This is a genomic window from Alistipes communis (assembly GCF_006542665.1).
Lineage (GTDB): Bacteria > Bacteroidota > Bacteroidia > Bacteroidales > Rikenellaceae > Alistipes > Alistipes communis.
Window position 1 is genome coordinate 881688 of record NZ_AP019735.1, and the last position, 20404, is coordinate 902091.

The following is a 20404-nucleotide window of genomic DNA, read 5'->3' on the forward strand; positions in this document are numbered from 1 at the left end:
CGACCGGACAAATACCTTCCCCCGAAAACAGCACTACACGCTGATTCCGGGGGAGGCCGGGTGTTGGAGCCCGAGAAAAGAAGATTAGAGAGAGAGTATTGTTTAACCAAACAGTTCGTTGAGCACCTTAGCCAGCCGGTACGAAGCCTTGATGAGCTGGTGATCCAACAAACCGATCGCTTTGTTGCAGAAGGACAGGCCCAACTTGTCGCCGGGTGCGGCCCAGTCGTAGATGACCGCACACTCGCGCCGGCTCTCGGCGAACCAGTCGTCGGGCGTACCGGCAGCCAATGCTTCCCGCTCCCGCCGTGAATAACGGTCGAGCTGGTGTTTGTATTCCATGTAGCCCCAGCGGTGCTTGCGGTCGAGGATACCGCCGTCGAAGAGTGCATGGTACTGCGTATCGACGCCGTAGAAGAGCACGCGCATACGGCTCTGCTGGTAGTTGACGTGCGACGGACAGTGCATGTCGCCTACCAGATGGATCACGTAGCGCAGGTTGACCACGACGGTCGAATCGTCGAGATTACGGTAATCCCTCAACCGTTCGATCGCACGGTTCAGTTCACGCAGCACATTGGGTTCGAGTGGGTTGCCGGCGGCATCCTTCGTGGGTTCGCCCTTGCCGTAATCCACGTGCCACCAGTTGGTCATCTCGTAACCGGGTTCGGCACGGTAGTCGTCCATCCACGACGCGTCGTAGACGATCGAATGGCCCAGATACCGTTCGATCACGGCTTTCGCACGTTTGGTCAGATGCGTCTCGGCGATGTAGGCCACGGCGTCGTGGCCCGACTTGCCCCACGCCAGCGCACTCTGCACGAAGCAGAGCGCCGCAAACGCGAGCAACAACGTTTTTTTCATAACGGGGTTCTTCATAGTTATCGGTTATCGTTCTTCACCCCGCCCGCCGCCGTTCTCCGACGGCGGCGCGGGCAGGACAAAGATTAGGAAAAGTCGAATACAGAAGCAGCTAAGGCAAAGATAGCAAAAGTCGAGCGCAGAAGCAAGCGTCAGCTTGATTATGCCGAGACGAAGTATCTAAGGCCAAGCCAAAAATAGCAAAATGTCGCAGCCGACCGCTATTCGACGTCGCATTCGTATTGCAGGATCGACGCCAGTCGGTTGCCCGACGCAGCTGACGTATGGGTCGCAATGCCCAGATAGAGCTTCCGCCCCTGTTTGAGCTGCATCCCCTCGCCTTCGCAATAGCAGTTCTTCGCATCGAGCAACGTGCTCAGGCTCGGGAAGTCGGAGCAGGCGGCCACCCGCGTGCGGGGGCAGACCAGTTTGCCGGTATAGTCGAACACGGCCACATAGGCCACCGAACCGTCGTACAACTCGCCCGTCTGCTGGATCGCCTGTCCTTCGTACCAATAAACGTAGTCGCCCCACACGGCCTGTCCCTGGTGGCTGTACGAATAGACCTGGTGCGTCTGGCCCGTATTGAGATAGCTGGGCAGACGGAACGATCCGAGCGGCGTCAGGCGGTTGAGATTGCGTACCTCGACCGAGGTCGTCTCGGTCTTCTTCTCGGTGACGCCCTCGGCAGCCGTTTCACCACCCCACGTGCGGGTGATCTCTACCGTCTCCTTGCCGAGCGCCAGCACGGCGTCGAGGTCGTAGATCACATTGTGGCGCATGTCCGTCGTGCGGCAGCCGATAAGCAGACGGCGGTTCACAAAGTCGATCGAAGGTTGCACGTCGCGCACCGTCCACGTCGTACCCGCGGCGTCGACATACTCGCTCATGTAGAACGTGTCGCCGGCGTAGTGGCTCAGCACCGCGCCCTTCTGGTAGCGGATGCGCGAGAAGGTGAGGTTGTTGGTGTAGTCCGTTCCCGAAAGCGTACCGTTGGAGTTCACCCACACGTAGTCGCCGTCGTCGGCCCGCTCGGCCACGAGCAGCGTGCCATGACCGAACCATTGGAGTTTCATGTAGTCGTCCGACGGGGCTTCGTTGCGTTTCTGGCGTCCCAGCGCCACCATCCACCTGTTGCCGGTCTTCGTGTCGCCGACGCTCTGCGTGTAATAGATGTAGCCGTTCTCGTCGTAAAAGTCGAAGCACTGCATGATCGTTCCCTTGTAGGGCAGCTGATTGCTCGAAAAGATCATCTGCTGCGACAGCCCCTCCGACAGGGCCGCCGTCGGATCGGGCAGCGACGAGGTGCTCTCCACCACCGAAACCAGGCACCGCGCCAACCGGTTGTCGCCGTAGAAGGCGCGTACCTCGGTCGAACCGGCACTGACGCCCGTCACCACTCCCGACTGGTCGACGGTGGCCACCCGTTCGTCGACCGATTTCCATTCGTATTGTACGTCGTCGTAGAAGGGATCGGAGATCGGCACGAGACGGTAGCTCTTCCCGATACCGAGCGTGATGCTGTTGGGTTCGAAACGCAGGGAGTACATCACGAGCTCCTTGTCGTCGTCGCTGCAACCGATCGCTGCGAAGAGCGTCGCCAGCAGCAAAACCATGCGATTGATCGTTTTCATCGTTTTATATCTGGTTTTTTCATTCGACGTTACCGGACGGAGCGGAACCGGTCCGCTCCGCCCGGACGTTTGTTATTCGGGAAGCGACACCTTGACGATCCCTTTGAGCCGTTCGGAGCCTGTCTTGGAGATGGTGTAAGTAGTGGCCGAAGCGTTCAGGCGAATGTCGAGCGAGACGCGCAGACGCACGTAGAACAGGCCGTCGGTCACGGAACACCCTTCGACGGGGAAGGTATAGCTGGCCCAACCGCATGCAGGCGTCTTGTCGTTGGGAAGCGCCTGGTCGGTCATCACCGTATAGTGCGCCGGCCCCGTCGACCCGTCGACTCCCGTGACGGTTTCGGCGCCTTCGGCCAGGAACCAGTTCGTCCCGTCGGCCGAATACTCCAACGCATAGTAGCGTGCGCCCGACCCCGAACAGCCGACGGCCGCCTCGAAAGCGATGCGCGTTCCCTCTTTGAGGTTCTTCACAGGGAAGGCCATGAGCCAATAGTCGTCCTTCTGCAACCCCTTCATGTAGCAGTGGCCTTCGCCGTAGCCCCAACCGCTGGCCGTCGAGCAGACGACGGTGAGATAGCCGCCGCGATCGCTCCAATCGAGATACTTGTGGTCGGTCGAAGGGGCAGAATCCTCGCAGGGATACTGCGAACCGGCTCCCCAACTGTAATTGTGCGGATCCGCCATCAACGTCGGTTTGCTCTCGGACGAAAAATCCCACCAGACGGGGAATCCGCCGACGATCGACGAGGGATCGGCCACGACGGTACTCTTGACCGTGCCTTTCGACTCGCCGTCGACGAGCAGTTCGAAGAAGACTTCGCCCGTCTGCGCCGGCACGCCGGTCACAGGCATCGTAATCGTGCCGCTGCCCTTCTGGAACTTATCGAACGTGCAGTCGGCCGCCACGAGTCCCTCCGAAGCGCCCGTCATCCGGCAGCTCAGAGCAACGGATTCGTCGCCGTTGGCGTTCGCATAAGCGAGGATCAGCGTGAAATCGCTCTCGACACCCCGCACCAGCGTGCCCGCCGACGAGAGTGCTCCGTAGGCGAAGTCGCAGGCACCCTGCGTGATATGGATAGGATAGGCGTGTCCGGCGAAATCGATATAGATCGTACCCGTGCGCTCGCCGCCCCGGTTGTAGGCCACGCCGACCGTAATGAAGTCCAATTCGCCGTTGCCGACGCCGCTGTCGGGCGTGACGGCGATCCAGTCGTCGTTGCCGTCGTAGTCGATGCTCCACGCGCCGTCGCATTGGAGGCTCTGCTCGACCGTCTGTTCGTTACAGTCGAAAGTAAGGTAATCGTTCTCGCGGGCGAAAAAGGGATCGTCGTCGGAAGAACACGCCGCAAAGAACGCAGCCGAAGCGGCGACCGCCAGCCCGATTTTATGGAATAGGTTCATGGATGTTCGGTTTTAAGGATTAAACGCAGACTACCATTCGGGGTTTTGCGTGAGGTTGGGATTCTCCTGCAAAGCGGTAGTCGGAATCGGTTTTACATACTTATAGTCGTGCCACTTGCGCTCGATGGCCGTAGCGGGCAGAATATTGCCCGACGTACCCTGCGAAAGCTTGTGCCCCGCTTCGGAAGCGCCGTCGATGAAAAGGATTTTGAGCGGCGACTTGTTGTTGGGGTCCGACGTGACGATGCAGTCGTTGACGCCGTCGCCGTTGAGGTCGATCGGTGTCTCCGACGCCGCGATCCAGATGCCTTTCCACGGCCGCGCGAACAACTCGCCCTGATGCCAACGGATGATGTCGTCGTAACGTACGTTTTCCATCGTAAGTTCGATGCCCCGTTCGCGGCGCACCTCCAGGATGAAAGGATCGGTCACCTGATTCTGGAAATACTCGACCATGTAGGGATCGGCCGTCGTGGGATAGATGCTCGTCACTCCCGCACGTTCGCGCAGCGGCTTGATCGTCTTGTTCCACACTTCCTCCGACATTTCGTTCAGTTCGGCCTTCGCTTCGGCATAGTTGAGCAGCACCTCGGCGTAGCGCATCAACGGCACGTCGTTGTCGCACTTGGAGGTGTTCGTATCCTTCGACGAATCGTCGGTGAGCCACTTGATCGGTTGATAGCCCGTTTTCGAGAAGGTCACGTCGGGAGCCCACTGCGTCGTGCCGCCGTCGCGCGTGAAACCCGGCGTGCGGATCGTCTGCGCGAGACGGTAGTCGCGGCCGCTACACTCGGTCGTGAAATCGACGCTGTCGTAATCGGGATATTTGTCGGTGAACGGCGTACCGTCGGTCATCAGATAGGTGTTGATGAACTGCCGCGTGAAGGCGTAGTTGGCATACTGTTGATTGATGAAATAGGAGTTCATGTAATGGGTCACGTTCAGCTCCGAATCGTAGTTGCGCGCCCAGATGATCTCGTTGGCGTAGGCCGTCGTGGCGTTGCTCTCGATGAACATCGCACGGTACTGCGTGCGGCGGTCGGCGGCATTGTCGGTCAAATGGTAGACGCCGTCGCCTATGATCGCCTCGCACGCCTTGACGCACTCGCCGAGGTACATCGCACTCTCGTCCGACTGCCACGGCCGGCCCGTCGAGGGATCGAGCGTGTGGTATTTGCGCATCGTCCCCTCGTAGAGGCAGAAACGCGCTTTGAGCGCGAGGGCCACGTAACGATGGATGTACGACGCCTGGTTGCGGTAGGAAGCCGCCGTCGAGCAGTAGGTGCAGGCGTAGTCGAGATCTGCGAGAATCTTGCGGCAGACGTATTCGCGGTTGTCGCGATCCTTGAAGAGCGCCTCCTGGTCGGTCGCCTCGATCGATTTCTCGTACCAGGGCACGGCACCGAAGGTACGCACCTTGGCGTAATAGAACAGCGCGCGGAAGAAACGCCCCACACCCTCGTAGTGGTTCAACACAGCTTCCGGTGCGTCGGCCTTGCGCATATTGTCGAGATAGAAGTTGATCGAACGCAGCTGCGACCAGTTGCTCGTCCCCCAGTTCGACGCATCGGAGGCCGAATAGTTGTCCTTGAAATAGGCCGCCGCACCGTCCCATGCGTGTGTATCGGCGTTCTTGTCGCCGTTGACGAAGTTCTTGATGCCCGTGGCGAAACTCCGCGTCAGACCGTTGGCATAGATTTCCAGCGACGATTCGTCTTTGAAGTAGTATTCGCTCTCGATCTTGTTGGGGTTCTCCTGTGTCAGGAAATCCTCGCACGCGCAGAACAAAACGCATGCGAACAGGATTGCAATGTATTTTTTCATAATGCTCTTCCTCCCTAATTAGAATGTGATGTTGACGCCCAGCGTCACGCTTTTGAGCACGGGATAGGTATATCCGTCGCCGGCCGTCGAAGAGAAATCGGTGTCGTATCCCAGTGCTTCGGGGTCGAAGTTGGGGGCGTATTTATGCAGCGGCGTGAAGGTGAAGAGATTCTCGCCCGACAGGTAAATCTTCAACCCGCCCAAACGGATCTTCTGGCACAGCGCCTTAGGGAAGGTGTAGTCGACCTGGATATTCTTCACGCGCAGGTAGGCCGCGTTTTGCTTGTAACGGGTATTGGGAATTTCGAGCAGTTTGGTCCACGAATAGGAACTGTTCGACTGGTAGGTCGTCATGCGCGGCCAATAAGCCGTATCCCAGTTGTTCTTCTCCTCGCTGTACATGTCGTCCGTATAATTGTGAATGCCCAGTACCCACATGAACGGACGGGCGTACTTGCCCCAGAAATAACCCGAATCGGGCGAGGGGTACCAGTCACGCTTCATCACGCCTTGCAGGAAGACCGACAGTCCGATGCCGTTCCAGTTGGCCGCCAGATTGACGCCGAACATGTAGTGCGGATTGATGTTGCCGATGATCGACAGGTCGCCGTGATCGTCGGCGGTGAAAGCGCCGGGATCGATGTTGCCGTTATGATCGAGATCGGCGATCTTGACCTGCCCGGGGCGCGTCACCTTGTCCGACGCCTGCGTGAAGTCGTGCGTGGCCGAGGAGTCGATGTCGGCCTGATCGCGGAACAGCCCGGCTACGGTATACCCCCACATCTCGCCCAGCTCCATGCCTTCGTAGAAGTCCGAGGGCGAACCGCCGTTCTGGATATAGCCTTTGAGCGTACCGAGCGAACGGGTGGCATTCTCGTACTTGGTCACCACCGTACGGTTGTCCCACACCATCGCCTTGATGCTGTAATCGAACGGCTTGCCGCCCAGCTTGAACGAGTCGCGCCATGTGAACGACAGCTCCCAGCCCGTAGTGCGCAGTTCGGCGTTGTTGCCCTTGGGCGACGTGGTGCCGTAGACCGACGGCAGCGAAATGCTGGGCGTGTACATGTCGGTGGTGTAGCGGCGGTAGTAGTCGCCGCTGAACGAGAGACGGTTGTTCAGGAAATCAAGGTCGAGCCCCAGGTCGTAGGTCGTCGACTTCTCCCACGTCAGCGACACGGGCACCGTACTGCCGACCGTCGTATAGGAGGGCAGCCCTCCGCCGAGCACGATGTCCGAAGCGGTAACCACGGTCATCTCCGACGTGTAGGAGTAGGGATCGACGTTGCCGTTGCCCATCGAACCGGCCGAAAGGCGGATCTTGAAGTTGTCGAGCCACTCCTCCGACCACTTCATCCACGGCTCCTCCGACACGCGCCACGCCACCGATGCCGAGGGGAAGAATCCCCATTTGGAGTTGGTCGGGAACTTCGACGAACCGTCGTAGCGGCCGCTCACCTCGGCCAGGTACTTGCCCTTGTAACCGTAATTGAGCCGAAAGAAAGCGCCCACGTAAGACCAGATGTATCCACCGACGGTCGGGTCGGTCGTCGTACCGTTCATCAGTCCGAACGACGGTTTGGAAGCGGTGACGAACCCTTCGCGTTTGATCGTCAGCGTCTCGTATTTCTGTTTCTCGATATTCCAGCCTGCGAGCGCCTTGAACGTGTGGTCGTCGCCCAGCTTGGGCGACCAGTTCAGGTAGGCGTTGGCCGACTGATAGCGCGTCTGGTATTCGACGCTTTGGAGATTGGAGCCCGCAGCCTCCGACTCGTAGAGAATCTCGCCCGGCTTTTTCGAGTATTCGATCACCGTCTGGGCGTCCATGCGCTTGCGGTTGGTGTAGTTGTAGGAGTAGTCGGCCGAAGCGGTCAGCACGTCCTTCACCAGATCGATGTTCACGTCGAACTTGTTGCGCAGGTAGACATAGTCGTTCGTGCGCCACGAAGTCCCCTCCGAGAAGGCGGCATAGCCCGATTTGGCTGCCGCGGCCGTCCACGTACCGTCGGGGTTCTTCACCGGCGAAAGCGGCATAGCCGTGTGGTTGATCAGACGCGGGATCTGCGAGTTGTTCTTCTGATGCTTGGGTTCGTAGGCATCGATCACCGAGACCGACATGTTGTTGGTCAGACGCAGCCACGGACGCACTTTAAGCGTTCCCTTGGCGCGCACGTCGTACTTCTTGTAGCTGTCGTTGCCCACCTTGTAGATGCCGTCCATATCGTAGAAACGGCCCGAAATATAGTAGTCGGCCTGGTCGCCGCCACCCGAAATCGAGAGGTTGTGCTCGGTCGACCAGTTGTAGTCCTTGTAGAAGAGCGAATGCCAGTCGGTCGAGTCGTAATAGGCCCACCCGAACTGGTCGTGCCCCGAAAGCGCCGTCGTGCGCGCCAGCGAAGGGTCCTGCGAACGGCGGATCAACTCCTGATAGATCGTCTCGGTATAGGGAATCGTCGAATCGACATGGTTCAGGAGCGCCTTCGAACCGTTGTAATAACCGTTGTAGCAATCCTTCCACCAGTTGATCCACGTCAGACCGTCGGTCACCACATCGGGCGTCACCGTGCGGCGGTTGATCGTCACCGAACCGTTGTAATTGATGACGGGCGTCCCTTTCTTGGCGCTCTTGGTCGTAATCAGCACGACGCCGAAAGCACCGCGTGCACCGTACACCGCCGACGACGAAGCGTCTTTGAGCACCGAGACCGACTCCACGTCCTGCGGGTTGATCGCATTGATGCTGCCCTCCACACCGTCGATCAGGACGAGCGTCGAACCGCCCGCACCGATCGAACCCGATCCGCGGACGTTGACCGACGCCCCGCGCGTGGGTTTGCTGTCGGTGAAGGTGATGTTCAGGCCCGGTAACTGCCCCTGCAAGGCACGGGCCAGCGTTCCGGTCGAACGGTCTTCGATGACCTTCCGGTCGACCTGATCGACCGCACCCACCAGATCGCGCCGCTTGACCGTGCCGTAGCCCACGACCACCACGTCATCGATCGCCTTCGATGAAAGCGCGAGCCGGATGTCGAAGGTCGTCTGCGACGGCGAAACCCGCAACTCCTGCGGTTCGTAGCCCAGATAATCGACTTTCAGGACGGGATCAACAGCATTTACGCGCAGCGAGAAATTCCCGTCGAGATCGGTCGTCGTACCCTGCGAAGTGCCCGCCACGACCACGGTCGCCCCTACGAGCGGGCGGTTCTGGTCGTCGGCCACCCGTCCCGAGACAACGGTGTCGACATGCAAGGACTGTTTACCGGCCGAAAGCAGGATTTTGCGGTTCTTGATCGCATAGTCGATCCCGTTCCCCGACGGGAAAAGGCTCTGCAACGCCGCATCGATCGGCGCGTCTTTCAGATCGATACTGACGATCCGGTCGGCATCGACCACTTCGCGGCTGTACGCGAAACTCAGGTCGCACTGCCTCGTGATTTCGTCCATCACGGTTTTCAGCTTCGCCCGCTCGAAGCGGAGCGTCACGTTCTGCGCGGAGAGACCGGAGAGGGCGAACAGACAGGCCAGCGTAAGCACGAGCCGTCTCGCCCCTCCCCACGGAATTCCGCAAGGAAGTCTAAATAGATTCATAATGATAAAGTTAGGTTATCTGTTCAGTCGGGTATAAATCATCGGGCGGCTTGGACGGTAATCCGGTCGTTGACACGCGAATAGCGGATCGGCGTGATCTGCGACATCACCGAAAGCACCTCGTCGATCGTCTCGTTGTAGAACTCCATCGTGTAGCTGTATTGGAGAATGCGCGCGTCGGCCACCTCGATCTCGACGGCATAATGCCGTTCGAGGAACTCCACGACATCCTCCAACGGCGCGTTCGTGAAGGCATAGTTGTTGTGCAGCCATGCTTCGGGAGCCGACTTCCCGGCCGGCCGCACGGCACGGCACGTGCGGGCGTTCCGGTCGACGGCCAGCATCTCGTCGGGCGCCATGAGGTACCGGTTCTGCCGCCCCGTCACCCGCTCGGTCAGGCGGACCTTCCCCTCTTTGAGATAGACGGTCGTCACCTCCTTGTCGTAGGCGTTGACATTGAATTTCGTTCCGAGCACCTCGACCGACACGTCGTCGGTCTCGACCGTGAAGGGTGCCGAAGCATCGTGCGCCACCTCGAAGAAAGCCTCGCCGCGCACCAGCCGCACCTCGCGGCGACGGCGTGCGAAGCGTTCGGGATAGCGCAGCTCGCTGCACGCATTGAGCGTCACGGCCGAACCGTCGGCCAGCAACACCCGCAGATGCTCGCCCGCCGGCACCTGCACGCTCCGCATCACGGGTTCATGCCCCCAGCCGTACAACTCCGCAAACGCCGTCAAGCAGAGCGCGACGAGCGGCAGGCACACCGCCGCGAAGGCACCTGCGACCGACCGACGGTTGCGCCGGCGGATCTTGGCGTCGATCGCGTCGAGCAGTTTGAGCGACGGCACATCGACTCCGCCGGTCTCCCGTTCGGACGAAAGCGCCTGCGCGATGTCGGCGTCCATCTGCCGGATGCGTTCCGGCGAAAGGCCGCCGGCTTTTTCGAAAGATTTTCTTCCCATATGGTCTGTTTTCAACGCCCCTTTTCCGCACCGGCATAATCCGCAGACGGCTTCCGCTCCCGCTTACCGAAAAGGTTGAATTTCATTCTTCGCTTGTTTTCAACAGTCGTTTTCCCGCCTCGGCACAGCCTGAACAAGTTCGGCTCTGCGCTCGGCTTATCGAAAACGTTCATTTTCATGCTCCATTTCTCGCCTCGGCAATTCGAGTAAACTCGATTGCACTCGGCTTAACGAAATGGTTCCTAATTTTTCTTCAATCGTTGGCACAGGTGCTTCATCGTCCGCGCGTAATGCACCTTGACGGTGTTGACCGAGACGTTGAGCATGTCGGCGATCTCCTGATTGGAACGGCTTTCGTAAATTTTCAGGTTGAAGATCGTCCGCTGCCGCGCCGGCAACTCCCCCACGGCCAGCCGAAGCCGCCGCATCGTTTCGTCGGAATCGCTCTCGCCCGCCGGCTCCTGCCTCCCCTCATGCAGATCGTAATAACGGACGTTGCCCGTCTCGACGATCTTATGCTTGCGGATCGCATTCACGGTCAGGTTCTTGGCCATGGCATAGAGCAACGCGGCCAGATTTCCCTCCTCCCGCAGTCCGCGGCGGTTGCACCACAACCGGAAAAACACCTCCTGCACGATATCCTCCGCCAGCGCTTCGCAGCGCACGTATTTGAGCACGAAGAGATAGATCCCCCTGTGGTATCGGTCGTAACACAGGGTGAACATCAGTCGGTTTCCGTTTTTCACGCCGGAAAGAAGAGCCTGAGGTTCGAGCAGCATAGGTTCGGTTCTGGTTGGTAGTTCCGTATCAATATACAATCTATTCCCCGAAAAGTATTACCGAAGAAAAACTTTTTTTATCATTTTTATCCCTCTATGCGCAAAAAATCCCCCGCCTCCGGCGACGATGCGTCGGTTGCGGGGGAGGCCGGGTGTTGGAGCCCGAGAAAAGAAGATTGAAGAGGAATTCGTTTTGCGCCGCGGCCTTTCGAATCCGGCCGTCAGCCGGTCGCGAAGCCGAAAGGGCGGGCGCATCCGTGCCGCCGGTCGGTTCGGCCGCTGCGTCCGCAGCGGTTCGCCGCCGGAACGGCGGGCGTCAGTCGGCGTATCCCTGCGCCCTGAGTTTCTGAATCAATTTCGAAGGATAGTTCGTAAAGATCGCCTTCAATTTGGGATAATAGGGAATGACGGCATCCATCGTCTCGTCGTCGTCGACGTTGTAGACGCTCAACGGTACGCCCGCACTGATGTAATCCATCGGCCCGTAGGCGGTATTGTCGCCGAAAATCTTGTCATACGACAACTGCGCCCAGGCCTTCCCGTAGTTGTCCGGATGCGTGCAGGTCATCCACGCAAGGTTGATCCGGTACTCGTCGATGACCTTATCGCGCACGACGTCGAAGATGCTGCCGCCCGTCGGAATCAGGAACTCGCACAGACTCTGCGCCTTCATCTCCTTGATGATCTCGCAGGCACGGTAGCAGGCATTGATGCTGTGGTTCACGTCGATCTCTTCACCATTCTTGGTCAGGCGCTTCACATCGAGCCAGAGCCGCATTCCGTGCGGATTCAGTTCGGGGTCCTGCAACACGCGGATGAAATCGCGCAGCGTCGGGACCGGTTCGCCGTTGGCGAGCGTTCCGGCCGCACGGATCTCGGCCACCGTATGGTCGAACGGTTCCAGCCCGTTGACCAGATATCCGCTTTGGGGATGCGCCACCAGCACGTCGTTGTCGCCCGTGAGTACGATATCGCACTCCGACGCGAAACAACGCAACATGATCGCATATTTGAGCGACGAGATCGAGCAGTCGGGACGGGCGCACTCCTGGTAACCGCCGCGGTGCGCCACGACTTTATAGACGCCGGTACCGTCGCCCGACGGCTGGTTTTTGTTGGGCGGCGTTTCGAGTTTGGTGCATCCGCATACAACGGCCAGTACGGCGCACGACCAAAGGATCTTTTTTACACTTCTCATAATCTAATGTTTCTGTTGAGGGCGCCCCGGCCGGGGATTCCCCTCCGGGGACGCCCGATGATTGTTTATTCTTCGACCAGGGCGACTTCGAAGCCTTTCAGGTCGGCCCATGCCGAGGCGATCGTATTCGTGCTTTCGGAGCCGTTGGCACGACGGTCCATGCAGATGCGCAGACGCAGGTAGAGGTTGCCTTCGTAGATGGTCTCCATACCGGTCAGCGGGAAGACGTATTTCCGATACCCCTTGTCGGTGGACTTGTCGTAGGTTTTCCGATCCCCGCTGGTATTCTCCTTGGGAACGTAGTAATGTACCTGCGCCGACGTCCCGAACACCTCCATGAGCGTGCTGCCTTCGGCCAACATCCACGTTTTGTTGTCGGCCGAATATTCGAGCGCGTAATATCCGGGACCCGAACCCGCGGCGCCCATCGAAGCTTCCACCGAGAGTTTGTGCTCCGCCTTGATGTTCCTGACCGGAATGACGAAGAGGAAGTAATCGTTCTCCATCAGCCCCTTGATCTGAATACCCGGATTGAACGTATAATTCCCGTTATCCGAAACCACCCCGCTCGCCGTCAGATAGGCATTCTCGTTGCCGGCCGTAGGCAGCAGCCGGTGCGCATCGAGCGGATTGGTATCGGTCGCGGGATGAATCGCATCGGTCGTCCAGCTGTAATCCCACTCCGAACCGCGCGGTGCGGTGCCCGTCATGCCGAGCGCATAGAAATTCCACCCCACCGGGAGCCCTTCGGGCACGGCGTCGGGATCGCTGATGACATTGGCGCGGCAACTCCCGACCGACACGCCGTCGGCGAAGAGTTCGAACGCCACGGCACCCGCACGCGTCGCCGCCCCCTCGACGGGAATCGTCAACTCGCCCGAACCTTTGGCGAATCCGGTGTAGACCTGTTTCGTCACCGAGAGTCCGTCGGCCGCCGCACCGGTGATCGTGCAGGAAATTTCGACCGACTCGCGTCCCGAAGCGCAAACGTAAGGCAGACGGAGCGTGGCCGTGCTCTCGATATTCCGGAAGAGATTGCCCTCGACGCGCGGCTCGCCGTAGGCGAACTCGCACGCGCCCTGCGTGACCGTAATCGGATAGGCCGCGCCGTCGTAGACCAGATGGACGGTCGCCGTCCGCTCGGCCCCCGAATTATACTGGATGTTCAGTGTGAAGAACCCGTAGTCCTTCCCGTTGCCCGAACCGCGTTCGGGCGTGATCGCGATCCACCCCACGTCGCCGCAGTCGGCGACCCACTCGCCGTCGCAAAGGACGTTCTGCGAAATAGACTGCTCCGTACAGTCGCAGGCGATCGCATCGTTTTCCCGCATGAACACCCCTCCGTCCTTCTCGCAGGAACCGGCGAACAGCAGCAGGGCGAGGAGCGGAACGAAGCTTAATTTATCGATTGTTTTCATTGTTTTCTCGTCGTTTACAGCGTTATTACCATTTGGGATTCTGCGTGAGGTTGGGATTCTCCTGACGGGCCGTCGTCGGAATCGGCTTCACGTATTTGTAGTCCTGCCATTTGCGTTCGAGCGCCGTCGAGGGCAGGATATTGCCCGACGTACCCCGCGACAGTTTGTGCCCCGCCTCGGAGGCGCCGTCGATCATCAGGATATTGAGCGTCGACTGCAACTTGGGATTGGCCGTGACGATCGTTTCGGGCGTGCCGTCGGCGTTGAGATCGAGCGGCGTATCGACGGCCGAGATCCAGACGCCTTTCCACGGCCGCGCGAACAACTCGCCCTGATGCCAGCGGATAATGTCCTGGTAGCGGCTGTTCTCCATCGTCAGCTCGATACCCCGTTCGCGGCGCACCTCCAGAATGAAAGGATCGGTCACCTGATTCTGGAAATATTCGACCATGTAGGGGTCGGCCGCCGTGGGATAGATGCTCTTCACTCCCGCGCGTTCGCGCAGCGGTTTGATCGTCTTGTCCCAGACCTCCTCCGACATCTCGCCCAGTTCGGCCTTCGCCTCGGCATAGGCGAGCAGCACTTCGGCGTAACGTATCAGCGGCACGTCCGAAGCGATGGCAGCCACATTGGTATCCTTCGACGAATCGTCGGTAAGCCACTTGATCGGCTGGTAACCCGTCTTGGAGAACTTCACGTCGGGAGCCCACTGCGTCGTGCCGCCGTCGCGCGTGAAACCCGGCGTGCGGATCGTCTGTGCGAGACGGTAGTCGCGATCCGTGCACTCGGCCACGAGGTCGAGGTCGTCGTAATCGGGATACTTGCTCGTGAAGGGCGTACCGTCGGTCATCAGATAGGTGTCGATGAACTGCCGCGTGAAGGCGTAGTTGGCGTGCTGCGGATTGACCATGTAGTTGTTGATCGCATAGGTCACCTTCAAATCGATGTCGTAGTCGCGCGCCCAGATGAATTCGTCGGTATAGACGCCGCAGGCATCGGCGTTGGTGAACATGTCGCGATACTGCGTCTGCCGCTTCGCAGGGTCGTCCGTGAGTTTATAGACGCCGTCGCCCATGATCGCCTCGCAGGCCTTGACGCACTCGCCGAGATAGAACCGGCTCTCGTCCTTCGTCCACGCCCGTCCGGTCGACGGGTCGACCGCGTGGTACTTGCGCATCGTCCCTTCGTAGAGGCAGAAACGCGCTTTAAGAGCGAGGGCCACGTAACGGTGGATGTACGACGCGCGCACCCTGTATTTGTCCGAGGTCAGGCAGTAGGTGCAGGCGTAGTCGAGATCTTCGAGGATTTTGGATGCGACGAATTCACGGTTGTCGCGATCCTTGAAGAGCGCCTCCCTGTCGGTCGCGTCGATCGACGTGTCGTACCACGGAACCGCCCCGAAGGTCTGCACCTTGTCGATGTAGAACAGCGCGCGGAAGAAACGCCCCACGCCCTCGTAATGGTCGAGGATCGCGTCCGAAGCCACCGCATTGCGCATATTGTCGAGATAGTAGTTGATCGAACGCAGCTGCGACCAGTTGCTCGTCGTCCAGTTGGTCGCGTCGTCGGCCGAATAGTTGTCCATGAAATAGGCGGCCTGACCGTCCCACGAGTGCGTGTCGGCATTCTTGTCGCCGTCGACGAAGCTCTTGATCGCCGTGGCGAAGCTGCGGATGAAACCGTTGGTATAGATTTCGAGCGACGATTCGTCGGTAAAGTAGTACTCGCTCTCGATTTTGTTGGGGTTCTCCTGCGTCAGATAGTCTTCGCACGAACAGAGAGCCAGCGCACCGATCAGAATTGCGATATGGTTTTTCATTGTATAGTCCTCCTTGCGTTAGAATGTGATGTTGACCCCGACGGTCACGCTTTTCAGGATCGGATAGGTGTATCCGTCCGCTGCGGATGCGAAGTCCGAGTCGTAGGACAGCCCTTCGGGATCGAAGTTGGGAGCGTACTTGTGCAGCGGCGTGAAGGTGAAGAGATTTTCGGCGTTCACGTAGATTTTCAGCCCTTGCAGCCGAATGGCCGAACAGATGTGCTTCGGGAACGAATAGTCGAGCTGGATATTCTTCACGCGCAGGTAGGCCGCGCTCTGGATGTAGCGCGTATTGGGGATTTCGAGCAGACGCGTCCAGTTCTTCGTCCCGTTCGACTGGTAGGTCGTCATGCGGGGCCAGTAGGCCGTATCCCAGTTGTTGCGCTCGGCGCTGTACATGTCGTCCGTGTAGTTATGGATGCTCGGTATGAGCGCGAAGAACGGCCGGCCGTATTTTCCCCAGAACATGCCCGCATCGGAACCCGGATACCAGTCCCGCGCGCCGACGCCTTGCAGGAAGACCGACAATCCGATGCCGTTCCAGCGGGCCGAGAGATTCACGCCGTAGCGGTAGCGCGGCGACTGGTTGCCGATGATGCGCAGGTCGCCGTGGTCGTCGACGGCGAAATTGCCCGGATCGATGAAGCCGTTGCCGTCCAGATCGGCGATCTTGACCTGCCCGGGGCGCGTCACCTTGTCCGACGCCTGTACGAAGTCGTGAATGGCCGAAGAGTCGATGTCCGCCTGATCGCGGAACAGACCGGCCACGGTGTACCCCCAGATCTCGCCGACGGTCATGCCGACATAGTAGGAGGAGGGCGAACCGCCGTTCTCGATAAAGCCTTTGACGGTTCCCAGCGAACCGGTATCGTTGACATACTTGGTAATGACAGACTTGCTGTCCCACACCATCGCCTTGATGCTGTAATCGAACGGTTTTCCACCCAGTTTGAACGAGTCTCGCCACGAGAGCGACAGCTCCCAGCCGTCGGTCTTCATCTCGGCATTGTTACCCTTCGGCGAACCCGTTCCGTAGACGGCCGGAAGCGCGACGCTGGCCGTATACATGTCGGTGGTGTAGCGGCGATAGTAGTCGCCGCTGACCGAGAGACGGTTGTTGAAGAAATCGAGGTCGAGGCCGACGTCGTAGGTCGTCGACTTCTCCCACGTCAGCGACACGGGCACCGTACTGCCCACCGACGTATAGGAGGGATACGACCCGCCCAGTACGATGTCGTCGGCCGTCGAGACCGTCATCTCGGAGGTATACGAATAGGGACTCACGTTGCCGTTGCCCATCGAACCGGCCGAAAAGCGGATCTTGGCGTTGTCGAGCGCGCGGCGCGACCAGCCCATCCACGGCTCGTCGGAGATGCGCCACGCCACCGACGCCGAGGGGAAGAAGCCCCATTTGGAGTGGATCGGGAATTTCGACGATCCGTCGTAGCGGCCGCTCACCTCGACCAGATATTTCCCCTTGTAGCCGTAATTGACACGGTAGAAGGCGCCGACGTACGACCAGGCGTTTCCGCCCGCCGTGGGGTTCTCCGCCACGCCGTTCATCAGCGAGAACGAGGGCTTGTTGGGCGTGACGAAACCCGTGCGCGAAACGGTGAGCGTCTTGTAGACCTGATCCTCGATATTCCAGCCGGCCAGCACCGTCAGATCGTGGTCGGCGCCGAGTTTGGGCGTATAGGTCAGGTAGGCGTTGGCCGCCTGGTAGCGCGTGTCGTAGTCCACCTGCGACAGCGACGCACCGGCCGACTCCGATTCGAGCAGATAGACGCCCGGCTTCTTCGAATATTTGACCGGATTCTGAACGTCGATCCGTTTGCGGGTCGTATAGTTGTAGGAGTAGTCGGCCTGCACTTTCAACACCTCCTTGACGATGTCGATATCGGCCGAGAGTTTGTTGCGGAAATAGACATAGTCGTTGTTGCGGTAGGAGGTTCCCTCCGAGAAGGCGGCGTAGCCCGAAATGGCGGCGGCCGTCGTCCACGAGCCGTCGGGATTCTTCACCGGCGAGAGCGGCATGGCGGCATGGTTGATCGCGCGCTGCACGGCGAAATTGTTGCGCGAGTGCTTGGGTTCGTGCTGGTCGATGATCGCCAGCGAGGTGTTGTTCGTCACCTTGAACCAGGGGCGGATTTTCAGCGAACCCTTGGCACGCAGATCGTATTTCTTGTAGGATTCGTCGCCGACGCGGTAGATACCGTCCATGTCGTAGAAACGGCCCGACACATAATAATCGGCATTCTCGTTGCCGCCCGAAATCGAGAGGTTGTGCTCGTGCGAGAGGTTCCAGTCCTTGTAGAACAAGTCCAGCCAGTCGGTCGACTCCATGTAGGCCCATCCGAACATCGAATCGCCCTCCAACGTCGTGGTCCGCGAAAGCGACGGGTCGGCCTGCCGCCGGATCAACTCCTGATAGATCGCCTCCGAATAGGGCACCGTACTGTCGATATGGCTGAGCAGGGATTTCGAGCCGTTGTAATAACCGTTGTACGAATCCTTCCACCAGTTGACCCACGTCAGGCCGTCGGTGATGACGTCGGGAATCACCGTACGGCGGTTGAAGGTGACCGAACCGTTGTAGTTGATCTCGGGGGCACCCCGCTTGGGGCTCTTGGTCGTGACCAGCACCACGCCGAAGGCGCCGCGCGCACCGTATACGGCCGTCGACGAGGCATCTTTGAGCACCGAGACCGACTCCACGTCCTGCGGGTTGATCGCATCCATGCTGCCCTCCACGCCGTCGATGAGCACCAGCGCATTGCCGCCCGCTCCGATCGAAGTCTCGCCGCGGACGTTGAACGACGCCGAACGCGACGGCTTGCTGTCGGAGAAGGAGATGTTCAGGCCCGGCAGCTCGCCTTGAAGCGAGCGCGCCAGATTGCCGTTCGAGCGGTCGCCGATCACCCGGCTGTCGACCTGATCCACGGCTCCGACCAAATTGCGCCGCTTCATCGTACCGTAGCCCACGACCACCACTTCGTCGAGCGTCGCGGCGTCCTCTTCCAGACGGATGTCGAGCGACGTGCGGCCGGCCGTGGCGATCTCCTGCCGGGCATAGCCCAGGAACGACACTTCGAGCGGACTGCCGGCGGGGATCGTGAGCGAGAAGCGTCCGTCGACATCGGTCGTCGTACCGACGGTGCCGCCCTTGACGAGCACCGTGGCGCCGACGACGGGTTTGCCGGCCGTATCGGTCACCGTACCCGTGACGGTCTGTTTCGCAGGCGAAGCCGCGGCGGCGTTCGCGGCCGTTTGAGGCTGCCTGCGCAGCACGATATGTTTTCCTTCGAGCGTGAAACGGATCGGCGTGCCCTCGAAGATACGTCGGAGCACCGTCTGCACGGGTTCGTCGTGCGCGGTTACCGAGACGCTGAAATCGACCTGTTCGCTGCTGTATACGAACAGGTAGTCGGTCTGCCGTTCGATTTCGTTGAGAATCTCCCTGACGGGAGCTTTTTTCCTGTCGAGCGTCACCGGAGCGCTCTGGGCGTAGGCCGCACCTGTCAGCGACACGAAAACCGCACAGGTACACAGGATTCTGGTCAGGCGCCCGCATATTTTTTTCATCGGGATGCCGACACTGGCGTTTTTATTCATACTTTTGCAGAATAAAAGATTAATACTTGGATAGGTAAGTCGCAGGTGTTAGTCTGCCGGACGGGGCGGTGTTGGCGCATCGCTCCGTCTCTTTTTTTCGGGATCGTTCTACTTCATAGGCTATCGGGAGTTCAGGTTGAATTTCATTCTTCGTTTTCTCGCCTCGGCATAGCCTGAACAAGTTCGGCTCTGCGCTCGGACTTAACGAAAACGTTGGTTTTCTCTCTTCGTTTTCTCGCCTCGGCATAGCCTGAACAAGTTCGGCTCTGCGCTCGGCTTAACGAAAACGTTGGTTTTTCAATCGGTTTCATGTTCCGCCGTCCGGCAGACGGCGTTTATCGGATTTCGATCGTATGCCGCTCTTCGTCGTGCGTGTAACGGAAGTTGACGAAGCGCTGCAACACATGCAGCGAGTAGTCGATGCCGTCGCTCTGCCGGAACTTGCCCGTACAGCGCACGTCGTAGAGTTTGGGATTTTTCAGCAGGATGCGGATGTCGTAGTAGTCGCTGAAACGTTCGAGCAGCTCGCCGAAGGGAACGTCGTTGAGACAGATCAGCCCTTCGGTCCAGCGGAAACGCCCCATATCGGTCAGGCGCGTCCGCACGAGGCGGCCGTCGGCGGCCATGACGGCCGCCTCGTTGGGTTGCAGCACGAGCCGCTGCGAAGCGTCGCTGCGCGACGAAACCTCGACCGACCCCTCCATCAGCGCCGTCTCGAACGCCGCACGGTCGTTGTCGTAGGCATAGACGTTGAAGGTCGTACCGAGCACCCGCACGTCGTACTGCCCGGTCTCGACGACAAACGGCTTGCGCTCATCGTGCGCCACCTCGAAATAGCCCTCGCCGCAGAGCGTCACCCGACGCGAACGCCGTCCGAACGACGACGGATACTCCAACCGGCTCTTCGAATTGAGCCACACCTTCGTACCGTCGGCGAGCCGCAGCTCGACACGCTGTCCGGCGGGAACGACCACCTGCTGCATCCGCCCGTCGGGAACCATGCGGCCCGCGAAGAAGATTCCCGCGAGGCCGACCAGCAGCAGGATGCAGGCCGCCGCACCGCTCACGCGCCATGCCGCCAACCGTCGCCAGAGCGCGGGACGGCGCGCCGTCCGTCGTCCGGCATGGAGCAACAATGCGCACCACAACCGCCGCTCTTCGAGGTAGAGGCGGTAATTTTCGGGCGAAGCCTCCGCCCACTCCATGATCCGCCGCTCCTCGTCGGGGGTCGTGTCGCCGTCGAAATAACGATATAACAGGTCGCGTTCCATACACATCTTCACTATGGCGCCGCACCGGAGGCGGGCG

The 20404-nt window shown here is 59.6% G+C and carries 12 protein-coding genes; all 12 read right to left on the reverse strand.

The features are described 5' to 3' along the window. Positions 1 to 102: 102 nt before the first annotated feature. Positions 103 to 864: a S1/P1 nuclease gene (locus FMF02_RS03640; RefSeq protein WP_026075121.1), complete on the reverse strand. Its 762-nt coding sequence runs from the start codon at positions 862 to 864 to the stop codon at positions 103 to 105. A gap of 218 nt (positions 865 to 1082) precedes the next feature. Further along, positions 1083 to 2495: an Ig-like domain-containing protein gene (locus tag FMF02_RS03645; protein WP_141412243.1), complete on the reverse strand. Its 1413-nt coding sequence runs from the start codon at positions 2493 to 2495 to the stop codon at positions 1083 to 1085. Positions 2496 to 2567: 72 nt separating this feature from the next. Then, positions 2568 to 3896 carry a BACON domain-containing protein gene (locus tag FMF02_RS03650; RefSeq protein ID WP_141412244.1) on the reverse strand — a complete coding sequence of 443 codons (1329 nt, stop codon included), beginning with the start codon at positions 3894 to 3896 and terminating at the stop codon, positions 2568 to 2570. A gap of 30 nt (positions 3897 to 3926) precedes the next feature. After that, positions 3927 to 5720 (reverse strand): RagB/SusD family nutrient uptake outer membrane protein, encoded by a 1794-nt coding sequence (locus tag FMF02_RS03655; protein ID WP_141412245.1) that lies wholly within the window; start codon positions 5718 to 5720, stop codon positions 3927 to 3929. A gap of 18 nt (positions 5721 to 5738) precedes the next feature. Further along, the gene (locus tag FMF02_RS03660) at positions 5739 to 9308 is read right to left on the reverse strand and encodes a TonB-dependent receptor (protein ID WP_244611622.1); all 3570 of its coding nucleotides are present in this window, start codon (positions 9306 to 9308) and stop codon (positions 5739 to 5741) included. A 38-nt stretch (positions 9309 to 9346) separates the two neighbouring features. Further along, the gene (locus FMF02_RS03665) at positions 9347 to 10270 is read right to left on the reverse strand and encodes a FecR family protein (RefSeq protein ID WP_019131508.1); all 924 of its coding nucleotides are present in this window, start codon (positions 10268 to 10270) and stop codon (positions 9347 to 9349) included. A 242-nt stretch (positions 10271 to 10512) separates the two neighbouring features. After that, entirely contained in the window at positions 10513 to 10995 is a 483-nt protein-coding gene (locus FMF02_RS03670) for an RNA polymerase sigma factor (RefSeq protein WP_162502211.1), read from the reverse strand. A gap of 370 nt (positions 10996 to 11365) precedes the next feature. Next, the gene (locus tag FMF02_RS03675; protein WP_019131511.1) at positions 11366 to 12247 is read right to left on the reverse strand and encodes a glycerophosphodiester phosphodiesterase; all 882 of its coding nucleotides are present in this window, start codon (positions 12245 to 12247) and stop codon (positions 11366 to 11368) included. Positions 12248 to 12312: 65 nt separating this feature from the next. Then, positions 12313 to 13665: a BACON domain-containing protein gene (locus FMF02_RS03680; RefSeq protein WP_019131512.1), complete on the reverse strand. Its 1353-nt coding sequence runs from the start codon at positions 13663 to 13665 to the stop codon at positions 12313 to 12315. A gap of 25 nt (positions 13666 to 13690) precedes the next feature. After that, complete coding sequence (locus FMF02_RS03685) at positions 13691 to 15484, reverse strand: RagB/SusD family nutrient uptake outer membrane protein (protein WP_141412246.1); 1794 nt, start codon at positions 15482 to 15484, stop codon at positions 13691 to 13693. Between the two features lie 18 nt (positions 15485 to 15502). Further along, positions 15503 to 19096 carry a TonB-dependent receptor gene (locus FMF02_RS03690; RefSeq protein WP_244611623.1) on the reverse strand — a complete coding sequence of 1198 codons (3594 nt, stop codon included), beginning with the start codon at positions 19094 to 19096 and terminating at the stop codon, positions 15503 to 15505. 335 nt (positions 19097 to 19431) lie between these two features. Continuing rightward, positions 19432 to 20367, reverse strand: coding sequence for a FecR family protein (locus tag FMF02_RS03695; protein WP_019131515.1), 936 nt, complete (start codon positions 20365 to 20367; stop codon positions 19432 to 19434). Positions 20368 to 20404 lie beyond the last annotated feature (37 nt).